Raw genomic sequence first — 18078 nt, forward strand, 5'->3', positions numbered from 1 at the left:
GGAATTATAAGTCTTTGGTCAACTTTTTTACAATTTTGTTTTCAGATAAAAAGGCTTTTAAAATCACTTTTATGGCGGTGTAGGCCGGAACGGCGATAATGAGTCCGATTACCCCGAAAAGGATACCGGTTATTAAAATTACCAAAAAGATTTCCAACGGATGGGATTTCACGCTTTTTGAAAAAATAATGGGCTGGCTGCCAAAATTATCGACCAATTGGCCAATGCCAAAAACAAGAAGGACCCAAAAGGTTTTAGGCAAGATAACGTCGCTAAAACTTTCGCCCAAATTGCTGGTCATGGTTAAAACCACCATTAAAATACCGCCAATTAATGGGCCCACATAAGGGATTAAATTCAATAGCGCGCACAAAAAGGCGATGACAATGGCATTATCGACGCCAATGATGAGCAGCCCGATGGTGTAAATGATGAATAGCACCAAAATTTGAAGAATGAGCCCCACAAAATATCGGGACAGTAAATCTTTGATTTTTGTTGATGAGGCTTTCCAACGACTTTCTTTGTTTTCTGGAATAAAAGTGAGAATGCCGTTTTCGAATAAGCGGCTGTCTTTTAAAAAGAAAAACGAGATGAACAGCACCGAAAACAGCCCGATGCTAAAACTGCCCAAACCGCTAACAATGCTATTTAAAAAATTGGGGATGAGGGCAAAATCTATTTTTGAAAGTAAATCGGATTCTTTCAATGATTGCTCTACGTCCATTTGCGACAAGTCAAAATAGGTGATAATTTCAACATACAGGTTTTCAATATTTTGCTGTAATTCTTCAATATTCAGTAACGACAGGTTTTGCCCCTGTTTAACAACCAATGGTATAAAAAGCCCAACCAACCCCAAAAACAAACCGAGTAAAAGCGCGATAGTAACCACAACGGCAATGGTATTTTTGAATTTCAGTTTGTTTTCTAAAAAGAGAACAACGGGGCGACCTATTAGGGAAATCACGGCCGAAATGGCTATATAGCCAATAACCGATTGAATTTTATAAAGGAAAAATAAAACGAGCGCAATTCCCAAAATGATGGCAACCGCCCTTAAAATGCCGTTTGAAATGGTGTTGGAGTTCATTTAGTAAATATAATAATTTGTCATTATCAAGGAGGTATCGCTGAATTAATCTTTTAACATCATGGCGAGGTGAGAAGCTATCTTTTTGAATAGAAACAGGAATGAAAAGGTTGTTTCATTGGGTTCCCAATGATGTTACAAAAGTTGTTTGGTAAGTTCGTAAAGCGCAATATTTGTGGCCTGAACCACATTCATGCTGCTGTTTTGTCCGAACATGTCAATGTGGATAACAGCATCCGATTGCTGTAAAATAACTTCGGAAATCCCAAAATTTTCATCACCAATAACTAGTGCAATAGGTTTTTCTTTGGAAAAATTGAACGAATGGATGGGCGAGCTGGAATTGGTAATTTCCAAAGCAATGATTTGATAGTTCTTTTGTTTTAGGGTTTTAACCACTTTTGAAGCAGACTCCTGAATTTCAAAATCCACCGATTTTTCTGTGGCACGAGAGGTTTTGGTCATTTTTCGGCCCAAAGATACTTCGCCGCAAAGTATCAGTTTTTCAACACCAAAGGCATCGCAAATCCTGAACAAACTTCCAATATTCGGAGCGTTGGTAACGTTATCGCAAACCAAAGTAATCGGAAAAATCCGTTTTTTAAATTGGGTATTGTAGTGGGTGAGTTGCATCATAGTTGGCAGTGTCCAGTGAGCAGTTTTCAGTCTCGGTATTCGGTCAATTTTTATTCTTTAAACAAAGTTCCCCTTTTGGGGGTTAGGGGGCTTTAATTTTCAAAAGCAAATTTTACAATATTGGCGCCCATTTTTAAGGCTTTTTCACGAACCTCGGCAGGGTCGTTGTGTACTTCGGGGTCTTCCCAACCATCACCCAAATCACTTTCGTAGGTAAAGAGCAGTGCAAGTCGGTTTTCAACAAAAATACCCAAAGCTTGCGGACGCTTGCCATCGTGTTCGTGTATTTTAGGTAATCCGTCGGGGAACTTAAATGCCGAACTGAAAATAGGATGGTTAACGGGCAATTCAATTAATTCTTTTTCGGGAAATACCTTTTTTAGCTCTTTGGTAATGTAGGGTTTCATGCCATAATTATCATCAATATGTAAAAACCCACCAGATATTAAATAATTACGTAGGTTTTCGGCATCGGTTTCACTGAAAAACACATTACCGTGACCCGTCATGTGCAGGAACGGATACTGAAAAATATCGGAGCTTCCCGTCTCAACAGTCTCGGGTTTTGGGTTGATTTGCGTGTTGATGTTTTGGTTGCAAAACGCGATAAGATTTGGCAAAGCCGTGGGGTTGCCGTACCAATCGCCACCACCTTTATATTTTAAAACGGCCAGATTTTGGCTGAAGGAGAAAAAGGAAAATAGAAAAAAGAAAATCGAAAAGACCTGTTTCATGTTTAAAGTGAATTACTCATTGTGCCCTTCATTAGTATAAGCCACCGAATGACAAGCTACAATAGCGGCCGTTTCGGTACGCAATCGGGTGTCGCCCAAAGTTACGGGAATAAAATGATTTTTAATGGCCGTTTCAATTTCACTCGTAGAAAAATCGCCTTCTGGGCCAATTAAAATGGTAACATTGGTATTAGGCTTCAACTGACTTTTCAAGGATTTTCTGTCGGTTTCTTCGCAATGGGCAATAAACAAATCGCCCGAAAACTCCTGTTCCATAAAACTTTTGAATGGCATGGCGTCATTCAATTTTGGTAAATAACAACTCAGCGATTGTTTCATGGCCGATTGCAAAATACGCTCAAGCCGTTCGGGTTTAATCACTTTACGTTCACTGTGGTCGCAAATAATGGGCGTGATGGTATCGATGCCAATTTCGGTGGCTTTTTCCAAAAACCATTCGTAGCGGTCGTTCATTTTTGTAGGAGCTACGGCTAAGTGCAGTTTGTAATCTTTTTTAGGTTGAAACGTTTTCGAAATGATATTGACAAAACATTTGTTAATGTTGGGTACGGCCACTTCGGCAGTGAACAACCAACCCTTTCCGTTGGTTATCTTTAAGTTGTCGCCCACCGATTTTCGGAGCACCTTTACAATGTGCCGACTTTCATCTTTATCGAAAGTGAAACTGCTGCTGTTGTCGTCAATATTTGGGCTATAAAAAAGTTGCATTGTTATTTGGGTTCCACAATTTTTAAAACTTCAATTTCTGAAATATCTTTAGGTTCATGCGTTATTACAGCCACATAATACCAATTGTTTTCTGGAATATCAATAGTGAATACTTCATTTATGGGGTGGTTGGCATTTAGTATTTCGGTTTCAAAATCGGGGTGCAAGTCGCCTTGGGCAAACCAACCTAAATCGCCACCCTTTTGTGCATTTTGGTCCATGGAATATTGCTTGGCCAAAAAATCGAAAGGCGCACCATTATGGTATTTGGCGATAATTCTATCCCTTAGTGCATTGATGTTTTTGGTGTCGTATTTCGTGCCATCCAAATAAATATACGAGGCGCGGTAATAAGTTTTCGAGGTCTTTTCAACTACTTTGTAATAGGTGTTTTCAAATTCGCTTTCGTTAACGTGTGTGCCACCTTTGCCCAGTTTAAAAAGGGCGTTGGCCAGAATGGTTTTGTGCTTCTCTTCGTTGAAGGTGATTAATTTGTTGTCTTTTGAATTTTTTGTGGCTAAAAAATGTTCAATCTGTTCGGGCGTTTCAATGGAAGCTAAATCGTTTTCAGTTGAAGTTTGCGCCGTTGAAAACAGTGATGTTAACAGTAAAAATAGGGTAAGTAATTTGTGTGTCATAAAAGTAGGTTTTTAATTTCATTTTCAAATTTAAACCTAATGAAGCACCAATCCTTTCAATAAAAAATAAGTTTTTAAGAATGTATTGTTTATAACTTGGTTTTTTACGATATGCTCAAACAATTTCGGCAGAATGACAATTATAATTCTGAAAAACTAAATCTTCAACCGCGCCGAGGCTACTACATCCTGTTCAGCAAAATCTTCCTGCAAATATTTTAAATGGCCCACAATGGCTATCATGGCGGCGTTATCGGTAGTGAATTCAAATTTTGGTACATAAGTGGTCCATCCAAATTTTTTCTCGCCATCTTTTAAAGCTTGACGAATGCCGGAGTTTGCAGAAACCCCACCGCCAATGGCAATATGCTTAATGCCCGTTTCTTTGGAAGCTTTTTTCAGTTTGTCAATCAAAATACCGATGATGGTGTGTTGTATCGAGGCGCAAATATCATTTAGGTTTTCTTCAACAAAATTTGGGTTGGCTTTGGTTTCCTTTTGTACAAAATACAAAATGGCCGTTTTCAATCCTGAAAAACTAAAGTTGAGTCCGTCCACTTTGGGTTTGGTAAACTTAAAGGCTTTCGGATTACCCAATTTAGCCCGTTTATCTATTTCGGGACCAGCGGGGTAGCCCAAACCTAAAATTTTTCCGCTTTTATCGAAGGCTTCGCCTACGGCATCGTCAATGGTTTCGCCAATCACGTCCATGTTGAAGTAATCGTTCACTTTTACAATTTGGGTGTGCCCGCCCGAAATGGTCATGGCCAAAAACGGAAGTGGCGGTTTTTCGTAACCTTCTTCATCAATAAAATGCGCTAAAATATGGCCCTGCATGTGGTTGACGTCAATTAGGGGAATATCCAGCCCATACGCCAACGACTTGGCAAACGAGGTACCAACCAGCAAACTGCCCATTAAACCTGGGCCACGTGTAAAAGCAATAGCGTTAAGCTGCTCTTTGGTAACATTGGCTTTTTTTAGCGCTTGGTGTACCACCGGAACGATGTTTTGTTGGTGCGCGCGCGAAGCCAGTTCGGGCACTACGCCACCGTATTCTTCATGTATTTTTTGGTTGGCGATAACATTGCTCAAAATTTTGCCGTTAAGCATAACGGAAGCCGCCGTATCGTCGCATGAAGACTCAATTCCGAGGATATAAATATTTTGTGAAGACATTAGTAAAAATTAGGCACAATAATTGTTAATTTTGAAAACGAATAGCTGGCTTTCGCATTAAGGTATTCGTAGGTGCAAAAGTAAAAGATTCTTAACAAACTTATAAGCTTGTCCGTATCAAAAAAATTCTGAAAATACTATCACAAATCATAGGCATTTTGCTTTTGCTGTTCATCATTTTGGTATTGGTGCTTTCTATTCCCTTTGTCCAAACCAATTTAGGTCGCTATGCTACCAAGCGTTTAAACGAAGAATTTAAAACCAATATTAATATTGGCGGGGTAAGCATGCAGTTTAATGGCGATGTAGAACTAAAAAACATTTACATTGAAGATTATAAACAGGATACGTTAATAAGCATCAAAGAACTGAATACGTCTATTTTAAGCTTTACCAATCTGGCCAATAGCAACTTGGCGTTTGGCGATATTGATGTTGAGGAGCTGTTTTTTAATATAAAAACCTATAAGGAGGAAGCAGAAACCAATCTCGATGTTTTTGTCCGAAAGTTTGAAAGCGACAATCCTAGAACCGAAAAGAGCAGTTTTTTGCTGTCGTCAAGCGATGTTTCGATCAATAATAGTATTTTTCTGTTGTCCGATGAAAATAGGGAAACTGTAGAGCGACTTCATTTTAACGATTTGAACATCAATGCCACCAATTTTTTAATTAACGGTAGTGATGTAAGCGCCCGAATTAACACTTTGTCATTTGAAGACAGCAGGGGTGTGGTGGTGAAAAACCTCATGACCAATTTTAGTTATACCTTAACCGATATGACGTTTGAGGATTTGGAGGTGAAAACGCCGGGCTCTATTTTAAAGGGCGATTTAAAATTTTCATACAAAAGGGAAGACCTGCAGTTTTTTGAAGATAAGGTGCAGGTTACGGCCAATTTCGATGATTCCTCGGTTTTTTTGGATGAGCTCAACACCTTTTACAACGAGTTTGGGAAAAATCAAACCGCTCGGTTTAGTGTAAACCTGTCGGGAACCTTAAATGATTTGCAAGCCGATAATTTAAGATTGACCACCAGCTCCAGGACACTGGTTTATGGCGATATAAAATTTAAAAACCTGTTGAACAAAGAGCCGGGCAATTTCTATATGAACGGTGATTTTTGGAATTTGTCGTCAACGTACAACGATTTAAAAGACTTGTTGCCCAATGTTTTGGGCGATGCCATTCCGTCGTCGTTCGAGCGTTTGGGGCAATTCACTATTGTGGGAAATTCGCAAGTAACAGAATCGACCGTTTTGGCCGATATTAAAATTGACACCGAATTGGGAATGGTGAATTCTAATTTAGAAATCACTAAAATAAACGATATCGATAATGCCGATTATAAGGGTAATATTGTTTTTGAAGCCTTTGATTTTGGAACGTTTTTAAACGACCCTACCATTGGCCAAGGTTCTTTGGATTTTGATGTAAACGGAAAAGGCTTCGTGGCCGAAACTATCGATACTCAAGTAAAAGGCGATGTTTTTGAAGTGATTTATAACAATTACAACTACAAAAACATCAAGGTGGCCGGAAACATTATGAACAAGATTTTTGATGGAAACTTAATGGTGAATGACAAAAATTTAAAACTAAACTTTAACGGTTTGGTAGATTTTTCCGAAGCGGTTAAAAAATACGACTTCGAGGCCGTGATAGATCACGCCGATTTAAACACGCTCAATTTTGTGAAGCAGGATAGTATTTCGGTATTGACCAGCCGTGTAAAAATGAATATGAACAGTAGTGGCCTTGACGATGCCTACGGAAAATTAACTTTTACCAATACGGTTTACAGAAATGAGCATGACACTTATTATTTCGATAAGTTTGATATTTCGTCTCGGTTTGATGGCGATATAAGATCTGTAGAATTCAACTCGCCCGATATTATCGATGGCAGTCTGTATGGCAAGTTCCTTGTAAAAGATCTTAAAAAGCTATTCGAAAATTCCATTGGGCATATTTATACCAATTACATTCCGCACGAAGTAAAAACAAATCAGAGCGTCGATTTCAATTTTAAAATATATAACAAAATTGTCGAGGTGATATTCCCCGATATCGAATTGGGTAAAAACACCTTTATCCGCGGAAGGGTGGAAAGCGAAGAAGAACGCTTTAAACTCACTTTTAAATCGCCCAAAATTAAATTGTTGGACTATTACGCTGATGGTATAGAAATCCAGGTAGACAATAACAACCCGCTGTTTAATACCTATGTGGAAATTGATAGTTTGGATGCCAAATATTACCAAGTATCCGATTTCAATTTGATTAATGTTACCGTAAATGACACACTGTTTATGCGATCGGAATTCAATGGAGGGAAACGAGGTAACGATAGCTACAATTTAAGTTTTTACCATACTATAAATGAAGCAAACGAGTCGGTGGTTGGGTTTAAAAAATCCGATGTCACCATAAAAAACAACAAGTGGTACATCAATGAAGCGCAAGACCGTTTTCATAAAATAGCCTTCGATAAAAAGTTGACCAAACTGGATATCAACAAGTTTAAAATTAATCATAAAAACGAAGAAATCAAACTTTCGGGTTTTTTGAAAGATTCCACCCAAAAGGATATAAAGTTAGATTTTACCAATGTCGATTTAGCTAAGATTACTCCAGATATCGATAGTTTGTCGCTCGCCGGAAATGTTAACGGTAAATTGGATATTCTTCAGAAAAACGGTAGTTATTTGCCCAATTCGTCCATAGTGATTGATCATTTAACCGTAAACGATTTTTTATTGGGTTCGTTTGATGCTACGGTAACCGGAAACGAATCGCTTACCAACTATGTGGTTAATGCCAGTATAAAAGACGATACGGCCAAATCGTTCACCGCAAAAGGCGATATTAGCGTTGCGGGTAAGCAGGCCGACATTAGTGTAGCTTTAAATTTTAATGATTTTAATTTATTCCCGTTAAACCCACTGCTGGAAGGCGTTTTAACCAATATTAGAGGTACGGTTACAGGAGATGTAAATGTGGGAGGCGATTTAAAACGCCCTAACATTGATGGCGAATTGAACATTAAAAAAGGTGGTTTGGGCATACCGTATTTAAATGTGGATTACGATTTTAATAGTAGTGCCTCACTTACTTTAAAAGAGCAAACCTTTATTTTCAACAATATAAAACTAACCGATACCAAACACAATTCAAAAGGAACTTTAAGTGGTTCGTTAAGTCATGTTAATTTTTCTAATTGGAGTATGGGTTTAGAAATTAACACGCCACGCTTGTTGGTTTTAGATACCAAAGAGACTGAAGATGCTTTATACTATGGTACTGGTTTTATTGGTGGTCGTGCTCGATTAAACGGCCCAACCGAGCAGTTGGTAATAAGTGTGGTGGGCGAAACCAAACGCGGCACCGTGTTTAAAATTCCGTTGACGGATGCCGAATCCTTCGGTGATAACTCGTATATCCATTTTATTACCAAAGAAGAAAAAGAAGCGAAAAAGAAAGGTACCGAAATTGTTTTTGAAGAAATTAAAGGTTTGGAAATGGACTTCGATCTTGATGTTACAGAAGATGCCGAAGTAGAAATTATCATTGATAAAGAAACGGGGCATTCCCTTAAAGGGCGCGGACGCGGAGGTCTTTTAGTTGAGATAAATACCAATGGCAAGTTTGATATGTGGGGCGATTTTGCCGTATTCGAAGGGGTTTATAATTTCGCTTATGGCGGATTGATTCAAAAGGAATTTATCGTACAGCCCGGTGGAACCATTGCCTGGGATGGCGACCCGTTGAAAGCCCAAATAGATATGTTGGCTATTTACCGAACACAAGCCAACCCGTCGCCGTTATTGGATAATCCCATCAATCGTAGTATTCCGGTTGAACTTAATATTGAGCTTACAGGCGATTTGGAGCAACCCAACCCAGACTTCACCTTCGAGTTTCCTAATGTGAATTCTACCGTAAAATCGGAGCTGCAGTATCGATTGGAGTCGGTTGACGACCGTCAAAATCAGGCATTGTATTTAATTTCCACAGGATCATTTTCGCGAGGTTTGAACGCGCTTAATTTTTCGGGAACCATTGCCGAACGTTTAAACGGTATTATAAATGGTATTTTTACCAGTGGTGATAGTAAAATCAATATAGGGTTGAACTACGAAGCTGGTCAAAATCGTCCCGATTACCAAACTGACGACCGTTTTGGAGTAACGCTTCAAACACAAATCAGCGATCGGGTATTGATAAATGGAAAAGTGGGAGTGCCTGTTGGTGGCGCAACCGAAACCGTTGTTGCGGGCGATGTGGAAATCGATTTTCTTTTAAATGAAGAAGGCACTTTAACGGCGAAAGTATTCAACAGGGAAAATAGTATTCGTAATTTTGGTGAAGCCATTGGCTATACGCAGGGCGTCGGATTGTCGTATAATGTAGATTTCGATACGTTTAAAGAACTACTTCAAAAATTGTTTGCCAATTCTAAGGAAGAGGAAGATGAGGTTTTTGAAGAGCAGCCGGAAAAAGAAGAAACCACCGCCCTTCCTGATTTTATATCGGTTAAACCACCCGAAGAATAACAAGTTTTTTTGTTATATTCTCAATTATCGAAATACTAAAACGTTGTAGTTTTAAAAAAGCATTAAATTGCTAAAAATGCTTTAGATATATGGTATTAGTTTATTAATTTTACGCTTCAAAATTTAAAAATACGAATGCCAGTAACTATAAAAAAATTAGCTGTATTAACCTCGGGAGGAGATTCTCCAGGAATGAATGCAGCCATCCGTTCTGTTGTACGGTCATGCGCTTATCATGGCGTTGAATGCTTTGGAGTCTATCGAGGATACGAAGGGTTGATTGAAGGTGATTTTGAATGTTTGGATGCCCGAAGTGTAAAGGGGATTATTAACAAAGGAGGAACCATGTTGAAATCGGCAAGATCGCAAGGTTTCAGAACTAAAGAAGGTCGCCAGCAAGCTTACCAAAATTTATTGGATGCCAAAATTGATGGTTTGGTGGTTATTGGTGGAGACGGTTCGTTTACCGGAGCCCTTATTTTCAATCAAGAATTTGGTTTTCCGGTAATGGGTATTCCCGGTACTATTGATAACGATATTTTTGGAACAACCCATACTTTAGGTTTCGATACGGCTTTGAATACAGTTGTCGATGCCATTGATAAAATTCGAGACACGGCAAGTTCGCATAACCGATTGTTTTTTGTTGAAGTTATGGGGCGCGATGTGGGGCATATTGCTTTAAACGCGGGAATAGCTGGTGGAGCAGAGGAAATATTGATTCCGGAAGAAGACTTAGGATTGGATCGTTTAGTAGAGTCTTTAAATAAAAGTAGAAAATCTGGAAAATCGTCAAGTATTGTTATTGTGGCCGAGGGTGATAAAATTGGAAAAAATATCTTCCAGTTAAAAGATTATGTTGACGAAAATATGGAAGGCTACGATGTGCGTGTATCGGTATTAGGTCACATGCAACGTGGCGGTTCGCCATCTTGTTTTGATCGCGTTTTGGCGAGCAGAATGGGGGTAAAGGCGGTTGAATCGTTACTAAACGGTGAAACCAATTACATGGTTGGCCTCTTAAACAGTAAAATGGAACTAACGCCTTTAGAGCAGGCCATAAAAGGAAAAACTAAAATAAACTTAGAATTATTGCGTGTCTCAGATATTATGAGCACTTAACATTTATAAACACGATTATGTCAAAATTAAAAATTGGAATTAACGGATTTGGAAGGATAGGTAGAATTGCTTTTAGAGTAGCAGCTTCTAGACCAGAGATTGAAATAGTAGGAATCAACGATTTATTGGACGTTGAGCACTTAGCATATTTACTGAAGTACGATTCAGTACACGGTCGTTTTGACGGTACTGTTGATATTAAAGATGGAAACTTAGTAGTTAACGGAAACGAAATCCGGATCACTGCAGAGCGTAACCCAGAAGATTTAAAATGGGATGCTGTAGGAGCAGAGGTTGTTTTAGATTGTACAGGTATTTTCACAACTTTAGATAAAGCGCAAGCTCACATTACTGCTGGTGCTAAAAAAGTAGCTATATCTGCACCATCTGCCGATGCTCCAATGTTTGTAATGGGTGTAAACCACGACAAAATTACTGCTGCTGATACTATCGTATCTAACGCTTCTTGTACAACTAACTGTTTAGCACCATTGGCTAAAGTAATCAACGATAACTTCGGAATTGTTGAAGGTTTAATGACTACCGTTCACGCTACAACGGCAACCCAAATGACGGTTGATGGTCCTTCAAGAAAAGATTGGAGAGGTGGTCGTAGCGCATTGGCTAACATCATCCCTTCTTCAACAGGTGCTGCTAAAGCAGTAGGTAAAGTAATTCCAGAATTGAACGGAAAATTAACAGGTATGGCATTTAGAGTGCCAACTCCAGATGTATCTGTAGTAGATTTAACCGTAAGAACTGAAAAATCCGCGTCTTGGGATGAAGTAAAAGCAGCGCTTAAAAAAGCTTCAGAAACCGATTTAAAAGGTGTTCTTGGTTACACTGAAGAGGCTGTAGTATCTCAAGATTTCGTTTCAGAATCATTAACTAGTGTTTTCGATGCAGGAGCAAGTATTGCTTTAAATGATAATTTCCTTAAATTAGTATCTTGGTACGATAATGAATTTGGGTACTCTACTAAATTGATTGACTTAGCTCAACACATTAGTAAAATTTAATTTGAAGATTATTTAATATAATGAGCTCCGCAGTACTTTTTGTTAAGTGCTGTGGAGTTTCTTTTTAGCTTTATACTTATGATTTTAATTGTAGATAGTGGTTCTACAAAATCCGATTGGATTGCTGTAGATTATAACGGAAATAAACTATTGGAAAAGGTTCGTACAGAAGGCCTTAATCCTGCTATTTTAAGTGAAAGCAAATTGGCCAAGCGCATCCAAAAAAGCGACGTTTTGGTTGAAAATAGCCCGAATGTAACGCATCTTTATTTTTATGGAGCAGGATGTGGTACCGATAACGCCAAAAAGTTATTGACTGGGGTTTTAAAAGACCTTTTTCCTAATGCCCATGTCGAGGTGAATGAAGATACACTCGCGGCAGTTTATTCAACAATTAATCATCCAAAAGAAGCGGCAGTAGTTTGTATTTTGGGAACAGGATCGAACTGCAGCTATTTTGATGGCGAAAAACTGCACCAACGTGTAATTTCTTTAGGCTACACCTTAATGGACGATGCTTCAGGAAACTACTACGGTAAGCAGCTTATTCGTGATTATTATTACAATCACATGCCAGAAAATATAAAGGTGGCTTTTGGTAGTAGATACAATATGGAGGCCGATTTTATTAAGAACAATCTTTATAAAAAACCTAGCCCGAATGCGTATTTGGCCAATTTTGCTGAATTTATGTTTTTGAATAAAGATTCCGAGTACACCATAAACCTTATCAAGAAAGGCATCCGTCTTTTCGTCGAAAATATGATTATGCAATATAAAGAGGTGCTCGAAACAACACCTGTACATTTTGCGGGATCTATTGCTTATTACGCGCAAGAAGAAATTAAGCAAGTGGCCGAAGAAATGGGCTTTATTGCCGGTAACTTCCAGCGTAGACCAATTGACGGTTTAATACCCTTCCATGTTGAAAATTTAAAAAAGCATAAGTAAATCAAGCCAAACATTTATGTCGACAAGGCATGTAGCTTACTATATTTCTAATAGTGCCAATAAGCAACAGCTTATTGATGAACTTTTATCTGGTGAGCGGTATAAGCCGCTCTCTGGTTTAAAGGGGAGTTTGTTTTCTGAAATTACAGTCAATAAATTTATAGATAAAGAAAAGCGGCACGATGATTTTAGTGTACTTACCGATACTAAAAATAGCCTAGAGCATTCATCGCAAGGCGAGCGCAAAAAAGCCCTGCTCAGGTATTTAATCAATCAAAACCCCGATTATATTATTGTAGATAATGTATTCGATAGTTTAGATGTAGCCACACAAGCCAACATTTCCAATACGCTCAAGGATTTAAGCCAAACCAAACCCATCATTCAAATAACCAGCAGAAAGCGAGATATTCTTCCGTTTATAAAAACGATTTATACTTTCAAAAACGGCGAATTCGTAAAAGCGGATGGTGAATTGAAAACCGATGACAAAAATTATTTTGTAAACGATTTACCCGAGCCCGAACATGTTCCAACAGAAGTGTTCAATCCGTTGGTTAAATTCAACAAGGTAAACGTAGCCTATGGGGGGCGCACCATTGTAAAGGATATTTGTTGGGAAATAAAACCAGGGGAATTTTGGCAATTGGTAGGACCTAATGGATCGGGAAAAAGCACATTACTCACCTTAATTTCGGGAGATAACCCCAAAGCCTATAACCAAGATGTTTTTTTGTTCGGAATGAAAAAGGGCACCGGAGAAACGGTTTGGGATATTAAAAGCAATATAGGCCATTACACCTCCGAAATGCTTCGTGGTTTCAGGCGATTGGATTCCATCGAAAAAATGATTCTTTCTGGTTTTTTTGATTCCATCGGACTCTATAAATACCCCACCGAAAGACAAGTTCATATTGCTCACCGATGGCTAAAACTCATTGGGCTGTATGATAAAAAAGATAAAGATTTTGTGTTTCTTTCTGCTGGTCACAAACGTTTGGTGCTCATTGCCCGCGCTATGGTAAAACATCCGCCATTGCTTATTCTGGATGAACCTACCAACGGACTCGATGATGCCGATGCCAAAATATTTTCGCAACTCATCAATAAAATATCAGAAGAAAGTCGCACGGCCATTCTATATGTGTCGCACCGAAAGGAAGAGCACATCAATCCACATTTTACCTATCAGCTAACGCCATCAGAAACGGGGTCTACTGGGCAACAGGTGTAGGGGAAAAGCAATGTGCTTTAGCTCTCCGTTCCCAGCAAATCGATTAAGGCAGGTTCCAAATAATTAAATTTATAATGGAAACCTTTATCCTGAATGGTTTTCGAGCTGACACGCTGGCTTTCAAATAATAAAATATGCATTTCGCCCAAAACCAACTTCATAAAAAATTGGGGAATATTGGGTAAAAACAAAGGTTTTTTTAAAACCTTGGCTACGGTTTTGGTAACATCGGTATTGCTTACTGGGTTAGGTGCGACCCCGTTATAAACACCACTTAACTGGTTTTCGGCAACGTATAAAAACATTCGTGCCAAATCTGTAATATGTATCCACGATTGCCATTGTTTGCCGCTACCAAAGGCAGCACCCACGCCTAATTTAATGGGCTTGGCCATTTGTGGTAAAGCACCACCTTTTTCAGAAAGCACCAAGCCAATCCTAATTTTCGAAACCTCTACACCCACTTCGGAAAAAGCGTCGACTGCTTTTTCCCAAATGTGCACCACTTTGCCCAAAAACGACGGACTAATTTGATTGAAAGTTTGGTCGTAATAGTTTGTTAATGAATCGGGGTATACCCCAATGGCACTGGCCGAAACCACGTGCTTTATTTGGTGATTTTCACCTTTTAAATTATTTATTAGAAGTTCTGTGGTGTTTTTTCGGCTATTGATAATGGTCTTTTTGTAAGCGGGCGTCCATCGTTTAGCAACCGTTGCGCCCGCCAAATGGATAATTGTATCTACTCCTTCAAAACATTGGGTGTCGATGTATTCATCCTTCGGGTTCCAATAGAACCCTTTGTAGTTTTCTTGATTTTCAATTTTGGATTTACTCGTGGTTAAATAGTGTACCTCAATATCTTTTTCATGGCATAGCTTAACTATTTCCTGTCCGATTAATCCTGTTGCTCCTGTAATTAAAATGCGCATGTTCTTTTTTTATAAAATTACAAAACGAAAGGTGCCATACTTCGATTTTAGGTTAGGTTTAACAGATTGAGCTATGTAAGCATTGATTTTCAATGAACAAAACACGGTTTAATCATTTTGTTGCTCTCAGCATTTAGACCTGAGTTTTATTGTCTTTTTAAATCGCTGAATGTTACGCTTTTTTTACAAGCGCGTAACATTTAGCTCTGTGAAGTTATTCTGAATCGCTGAATGCTTCGTTGCTCTCAGCATTTAACTTCTGTTTTTACTTTTTTTGAGTCGTTGAATGTCACGCTTCTTTCCAAGCGCGTAACATTTCACGTTTTCCAGGTGGGCCGGGCAACTTTTCAACCAAAAAGCCAACGCTTTGCATGGCTCGGCGAACACTGCCTTTAGCCGAATACGTCACCAAAACACCGTTAGGTTTTAAGGCGTTGTACATATGTTTAAAAATCTCTTCCGTCCATAATTCTGGTTGAACACGTGCCCCAAAGGCATCAAAATAAATTAAGTCGAAACAGGATTCATCATCAATTTCAGAAAAGAATTGTTGCCGTTTGGTCAGTGAAAAGGAGTCTGTAATATGATGGTTTTCTCCCCAAGTAATATCATGGATTTTTTTGAAAATAGAAGCGCTATTTTCGGCTTTTAATTCTTGTGTGTAATTCAGTTTTGAGATGTGATCCCCTAAAACAGGGTAAGCTTCAACCCCAACATAATTAATGTTTTGGTTCAATTTTTCGGCTTCCAAAAGGGTGATAAAAGTGTTTAAACCTGTGCCGAAACCGATTTCTAGAATTGAAATTCTATCAAAACCTGAGTTGTAAGACTTCTCGACTTCGCTCGAAGTGACATTTTGTGGTGATAGTATAACATTTTTAGAATGATACCTTTCGTTGCAATAGTGCAAACCATGTTTTATAAAGACGTGGTATGCCTCTTGAATGGCGCCGTGCTTGGAGTGGTACTGTTCGTTCCATTCGGGGATGTGGATGGTGGTAGAACCATCAGCCGTAACGATTATTTCTCTTTTCAAAGGTGGTTAGTTTATCAATAAAACACCGTCAGCTTCAAATGAAAGAGTGCGCTTTGGTGTTGTGATTTTGGCAATTTCTTCTTCCGTTTTTCCGGCGTCTTGGGCATAATGACGTAATTCTTCAACCGGAACCTCGTTTACAAAAGCCTTACCGTTTACGATGATTTCTTTTCCGGCAATATCTTTCGGTACAAAAAATCCGTAGTCTTTAAACTTCACCATCACTTCGTTGCCGTTTTCCAAATCCAACTGCATCCAGCAACCTTTGGTTTGGCACACACTGTTCACTTTGGCTTTAATTTTAGAATTGATGCTATCGCCCACAGACATCGTTTTATAATGCGCTGCCATGGAAGTCGCGGCTACAGCATCGTCTGGAACAATGGTTTTTCCGAAGGATTGATAATTGGTTTCTGAAATGCTTTGCGGTATTTCAGGAACTTGTTTGGTTTTATTTTTGCAAGATAGTAATGTGAATGCACAAAAAACGAAGACGGTTATGGGCTTCATAAGGTTAATATTTCAATTTTAAACGATTTATGTAAATATACCGCTTTTTTAAAAACGATTTTCTTTAAATTTGTGTCTTTAAATAACTGGACTTATGAGTACTATAATCCACGATATAGAGGTTTTAAAGGCTAAAACTTCTAAAATCAGCGAGATAGATTTCGATAATTTGAAATTCGGGCATGTTTTTTCAGATCACATGTTGGAATGCGATTTTAAAAACGGCGAATGGCTGGCCCCAAAAGTGGTGCCTTACCAACCTATTACGTTAGATCCTTCTGCCAAGATTTTCCATTATGGGCAGTCGGTTTTTGAAGGGATGAAAGCCTATAAAGATGCCGATGGAAAAGTCTGGTTGTTCCGTCCGTTGGATAATTTTAAACGTTTGAATATTTCCTCAAAGCGGTTGGCCATTCCAGAATTGCCGGAGAGCTATTTTATGGATGGTTTGAAAGCGTTGTTGAAAGTTGATGAAGAATGGATTCCCGAAAAAGAGGGCAGTTCGCTTTACATCCGTCCGTTTGTATTTGCCAGCGGAAACGGTTTCCATGCCTCGCCCGCCGATGAGTATAAATTTATTATTTGTACAGCGCCGTCTGGAGCATATTTTTCGGGTGAAGTAAAAGTACTTATTGAAGAAAAATATTCACGTTCGGCTAATGGAGGTGTTGGTTTTGCAAAAGCAGGAGGGAACTATGCTGGGCAATTTTACCCAACTCAATTGGCGGTTGAAAAAGGTTACCAACAAGTCATTTGGACCGACGACACCAGCCACGAATATATCGAGGAAGCCGGTGCAATGAATATTTTTGTTCGTATAGGTGATAGATTGGTAACCGCTCCAACAAGCGATAGGATTCTTGATGGAATTACTAGAAAGAGTATTATTGAGTTGGCAAAATCGGAAAACATCACAGTTGAAGTTAGAAAATTAAGTGTAAAAGAAGTGGTTGAAGCGGCCCAAAACGGTTCTCTTAAAGAGATGTTTGGCGCCGGAACCGCTGCGGTAATTTCGCCTATTTCTGGTTTTGGCTATAAGGGTAACGATTACGAATTACCAAAATTAACTGAAGATTCGTATGCGAGTTTCCTTAAAAAACGTATTACTGATATACAGACCAATAAAGTTGAAGACCCTTTTGGATGGCGAATGGAGGTGAAGTAAAAGCCCATCCCGACCTTCCAAAGAGAAGGGATATAAAGTATAAAAAAAGAGAAGCGAAATCGCTTCTCTTTTTTGTTTAATTAAGACGTGAGTTATGCTGAATCAATTTAAGTATGACACGATTCTTACTTATCCAAAATAGCTTCAATATTCGGTTTAAAATAATTTGGGCCTTTTAGTACTTTGCCATCCTCACGATAAATGGGTTCACCGTTTTCTCCCAATTTACTCATGTTACTACGTTGTATTTCTTCAAAAACTTCTTCAATTTTATGTTGCAGGCCATGCTCGATAATAGTGCCGCACAAAATGTAAAGCATATCTCCAAGGGCATCGGCTACTTCAACCAGATCGTTGCTGTTGGCCGCCTCCAAATATTCTTCGTTCTCTTCGCGCATCAGTTTGTAGCGCAACAGGTTTTTCTCCGTTCCTAAATCGGCTTTTGGGGTTTCGCGGTGCCCGATTTTAAATGCTGTATGAAATGCCTTTACGGCTTCTATTTTATTTTTCATCTATTGCTAATTCATTAAATTTGCATAAAAATAAC

The 18078-nt window shown here is 38.8% G+C and carries 16 protein-coding genes; 6 read left to right on the forward strand and 10 right to left on the reverse strand.

The window, feature by feature from the left end; genetic code table 11:
• Positions 1–4 precede the first annotated feature (4 nt).
• The 6 genes from ABI125_07005 to tsaD all read right to left on the reverse strand — a co-directional run bounded on the left by ABI125_07005 (position 5) and on the right by tsaD (position 5009).
• The gene (locus ABI125_07005) at positions 5–1093 is read right to left on the reverse strand and encodes an AI-2E family transporter (protein XCF07601.1); all 1089 of its coding nucleotides are present in this window, start codon (positions 1091–1093) and stop codon (positions 5–7) included.
• 135 nt (positions 1094–1228) lie between these two features.
• Positions 1229–1726: a TrmH family RNA methyltransferase gene (locus ABI125_07010; protein ID XCF07883.1), complete on the reverse strand. Its 498-nt coding sequence runs from the start codon at positions 1724–1726 to the stop codon at positions 1229–1231.
• A 95-nt stretch (positions 1727–1821) separates the two neighbouring features.
• Entirely contained in the window at positions 1822–2463 is a 642-nt protein-coding gene (locus ABI125_07015; GenBank protein ID XCF07602.1) for a DUF4159 domain-containing protein, read from the reverse strand.
• A gap of 12 nt (positions 2464–2475) precedes the next feature.
• On the reverse strand, positions 2476–3192 hold the full coding sequence (locus ABI125_07020; protein ID XCF07603.1) for a 16S rRNA (uracil(1498)-N(3))-methyltransferase: 717 nt from the start codon (positions 3190–3192) through the stop codon (positions 2476–2478).
• Positions 3193–3194: 2 nt separating this feature from the next.
• On the reverse strand, positions 3195–3830 hold the full coding sequence (locus ABI125_07025; GenBank protein ID XCF07604.1) for a peptidylprolyl isomerase: 636 nt from the start codon (positions 3828–3830) through the stop codon (positions 3195–3197).
• A gap of 156 nt (positions 3831–3986) precedes the next feature.
• Complete coding sequence (gene tsaD, locus ABI125_07030; GenBank protein XCF07605.1) at positions 3987–5009, reverse strand: tRNA (adenosine(37)-N6)-threonylcarbamoyltransferase complex transferase subunit TsaD; 1023 nt, start codon at positions 5007–5009, stop codon at positions 3987–3989.
• A 158-nt stretch (positions 5010–5167) separates the two neighbouring features.
• On the opposite strand from tsaD, the gene ABI125_07035 reads away from it, so the two are divergent.
• The 5 genes from ABI125_07035 to ABI125_07055 all read left to right on the forward strand — a co-directional run bounded on the left by ABI125_07035 (position 5168) and on the right by ABI125_07055 (position 13888).
• Positions 5168–9562, forward strand: a complete 4395-nt coding sequence (locus tag ABI125_07035) for a translocation/assembly module TamB domain-containing protein (protein XCF07606.1) — start codon at positions 5168–5170, stop codon at positions 9560–9562.
• Between the two features lie 135 nt (positions 9563–9697).
• Positions 9698–10684, forward strand: a complete 987-nt coding sequence (gene pfkA / locus ABI125_07040; GenBank protein ID XCF07607.1) for a 6-phosphofructokinase — start codon at positions 9698–9700, stop codon at positions 10682–10684.
• Between the two features lie 17 nt (positions 10685–10701).
• Entirely contained in the window at positions 10702–11703 is a 1002-nt protein-coding gene (gene gap / locus ABI125_07045; protein XCF07608.1) for a type I glyceraldehyde-3-phosphate dehydrogenase, read from the forward strand.
• 78 nt (positions 11704–11781) lie between these two features.
• Positions 11782–12654, forward strand: a complete 873-nt coding sequence (locus tag ABI125_07050; protein XCF07609.1) for an N-acetylglucosamine kinase — start codon at positions 11782–11784, stop codon at positions 12652–12654.
• Between the two features lie 16 nt (positions 12655–12670).
• Entirely contained in the window at positions 12671–13888 is a 1218-nt protein-coding gene (locus ABI125_07055) for an ATP-binding cassette domain-containing protein (protein ID XCF07610.1), read from the forward strand.
• A gap of 17 nt (positions 13889–13905) precedes the next feature.
• Here the strand turns inward: ABI125_07055 and ABI125_07060 are convergent, their stop codons facing one another.
• From ABI125_07060 to ABI125_07070, 3 genes are all read right to left on the reverse strand, one after another.
• Positions 13906–14820, reverse strand: a complete 915-nt coding sequence (locus tag ABI125_07060) for a TIGR01777 family oxidoreductase (GenBank protein XCF07611.1) — start codon at positions 14818–14820, stop codon at positions 13906–13908.
• Positions 14821–15109: 289 nt separating this feature from the next.
• Positions 15110–15856, reverse strand: coding sequence for a tRNA (5-methylaminomethyl-2-thiouridine)(34)-methyltransferase MnmD (mnmD, locus tag ABI125_07065; GenBank protein XCF07612.1), 747 nt, complete (start codon positions 15854–15856; stop codon positions 15110–15112).
• A gap of 6 nt (positions 15857–15862) precedes the next feature.
• Positions 15863–16366 (reverse strand): DUF4920 domain-containing protein, encoded by a 504-nt coding sequence (locus tag ABI125_07070; protein ID XCF07613.1) that lies wholly within the window; start codon positions 16364–16366, stop codon positions 15863–15865.
• A 94-nt stretch (positions 16367–16460) separates the two neighbouring features.
• Here ABI125_07070 and ABI125_07075 point away from each other — a divergent pair, with 94 nt between their 5' ends.
• Complete coding sequence (locus tag ABI125_07075) at positions 16461–17531, forward strand: branched-chain amino acid aminotransferase (protein ID XCF07614.1); 1071 nt, start codon at positions 16461–16463, stop codon at positions 17529–17531.
• Between the two features lie 125 nt (positions 17532–17656).
• Here the strand turns inward: ABI125_07075 and ABI125_07080 are convergent, their stop codons facing one another.
• On the reverse strand, positions 17657–18043 hold the full coding sequence (locus ABI125_07080; protein ID XCF07615.1) for a nucleoside triphosphate pyrophosphohydrolase family protein: 387 nt from the start codon (positions 18041–18043) through the stop codon (positions 17657–17659).
• Positions 18044–18078: the final 35 nt, after the last annotated feature.

The sequence above is a fragment of the Tamlana crocina genome (assembly GCA_040429635.1).
GTDB lineage: Bacteria > Bacteroidota > Bacteroidia > Flavobacteriales > Flavobacteriaceae > Flavisericum > Flavisericum crocinum.

Coding starts and splice junctions, on each gene's coding strand:
- ABI125_07005 (XCF07601.1), bottom strand. CDS start 1,093: ATGAACTCCAACACCATTTCAAACGGCATTTTAAGGGCGGTTGCCATC.
- ABI125_07010 (XCF07883.1), bottom strand. CDS start 1,726: ATGCAACTCACCCACTACAATACCCAATTTAAAAAACGGATTTTTCCG.
- ABI125_07015 (XCF07602.1), bottom strand. CDS start 2,463: ATGAAACAGGTCTTTTCGATTTTCTTTTTTCTATTTTCCTTTTTCTCC.
- ABI125_07020 (XCF07603.1), bottom strand. CDS start 3,192: ATGCAACTTTTTTATAGCCCAAATATTGACGACAACAGCAGCAGTTTC.
- ABI125_07025 (XCF07604.1), bottom strand. CDS start 3,830: ATGACACACAAATTACTTACCCTATTTTTACTGTTAACATCACTGTTT.
- tsaD (XCF07605.1), bottom strand. CDS start 5,009: ATGTCTTCACAAAATATTTATATCCTCGGAATTGAGTCTTCATGCGAC.
- pfkA (XCF07607.1), top strand. CDS start 9,698: ATGCCAGTAACTATAAAAAAATTAGCTGTATTAACCTCGGGAGGAGAT.
- gap (XCF07608.1), top strand. CDS start 10,702: ATGTCAAAATTAAAAATTGGAATTAACGGATTTGGAAGGATAGGTAGA.
- ABI125_07050 (XCF07609.1), top strand. CDS start 11,782: ATGATTTTAATTGTAGATAGTGGTTCTACAAAATCCGATTGGATTGCT.
- ABI125_07055 (XCF07610.1), top strand. CDS start 12,671: ATGTCGACAAGGCATGTAGCTTACTATATTTCTAATAGTGCCAATAAG.
- ABI125_07060 (XCF07611.1), bottom strand. CDS start 14,820: ATGCGCATTTTAATTACAGGAGCAACAGGATTAATCGGACAGGAAATA.
- ABI125_07070 (XCF07613.1), bottom strand. CDS start 16,366: ATGAAGCCCATAACCGTCTTCGTTTTTTGTGCATTCACATTACTATCT.
- ABI125_07075 (XCF07614.1), top strand. CDS start 16,461: ATGAGTACTATAATCCACGATATAGAGGTTTTAAAGGCTAAAACTTCT.
- ABI125_07080 (XCF07615.1), bottom strand. CDS start 18,043: ATGAAAAATAAAATAGAAGCCGTAAAGGCATTTCATACAGCATTTAAA.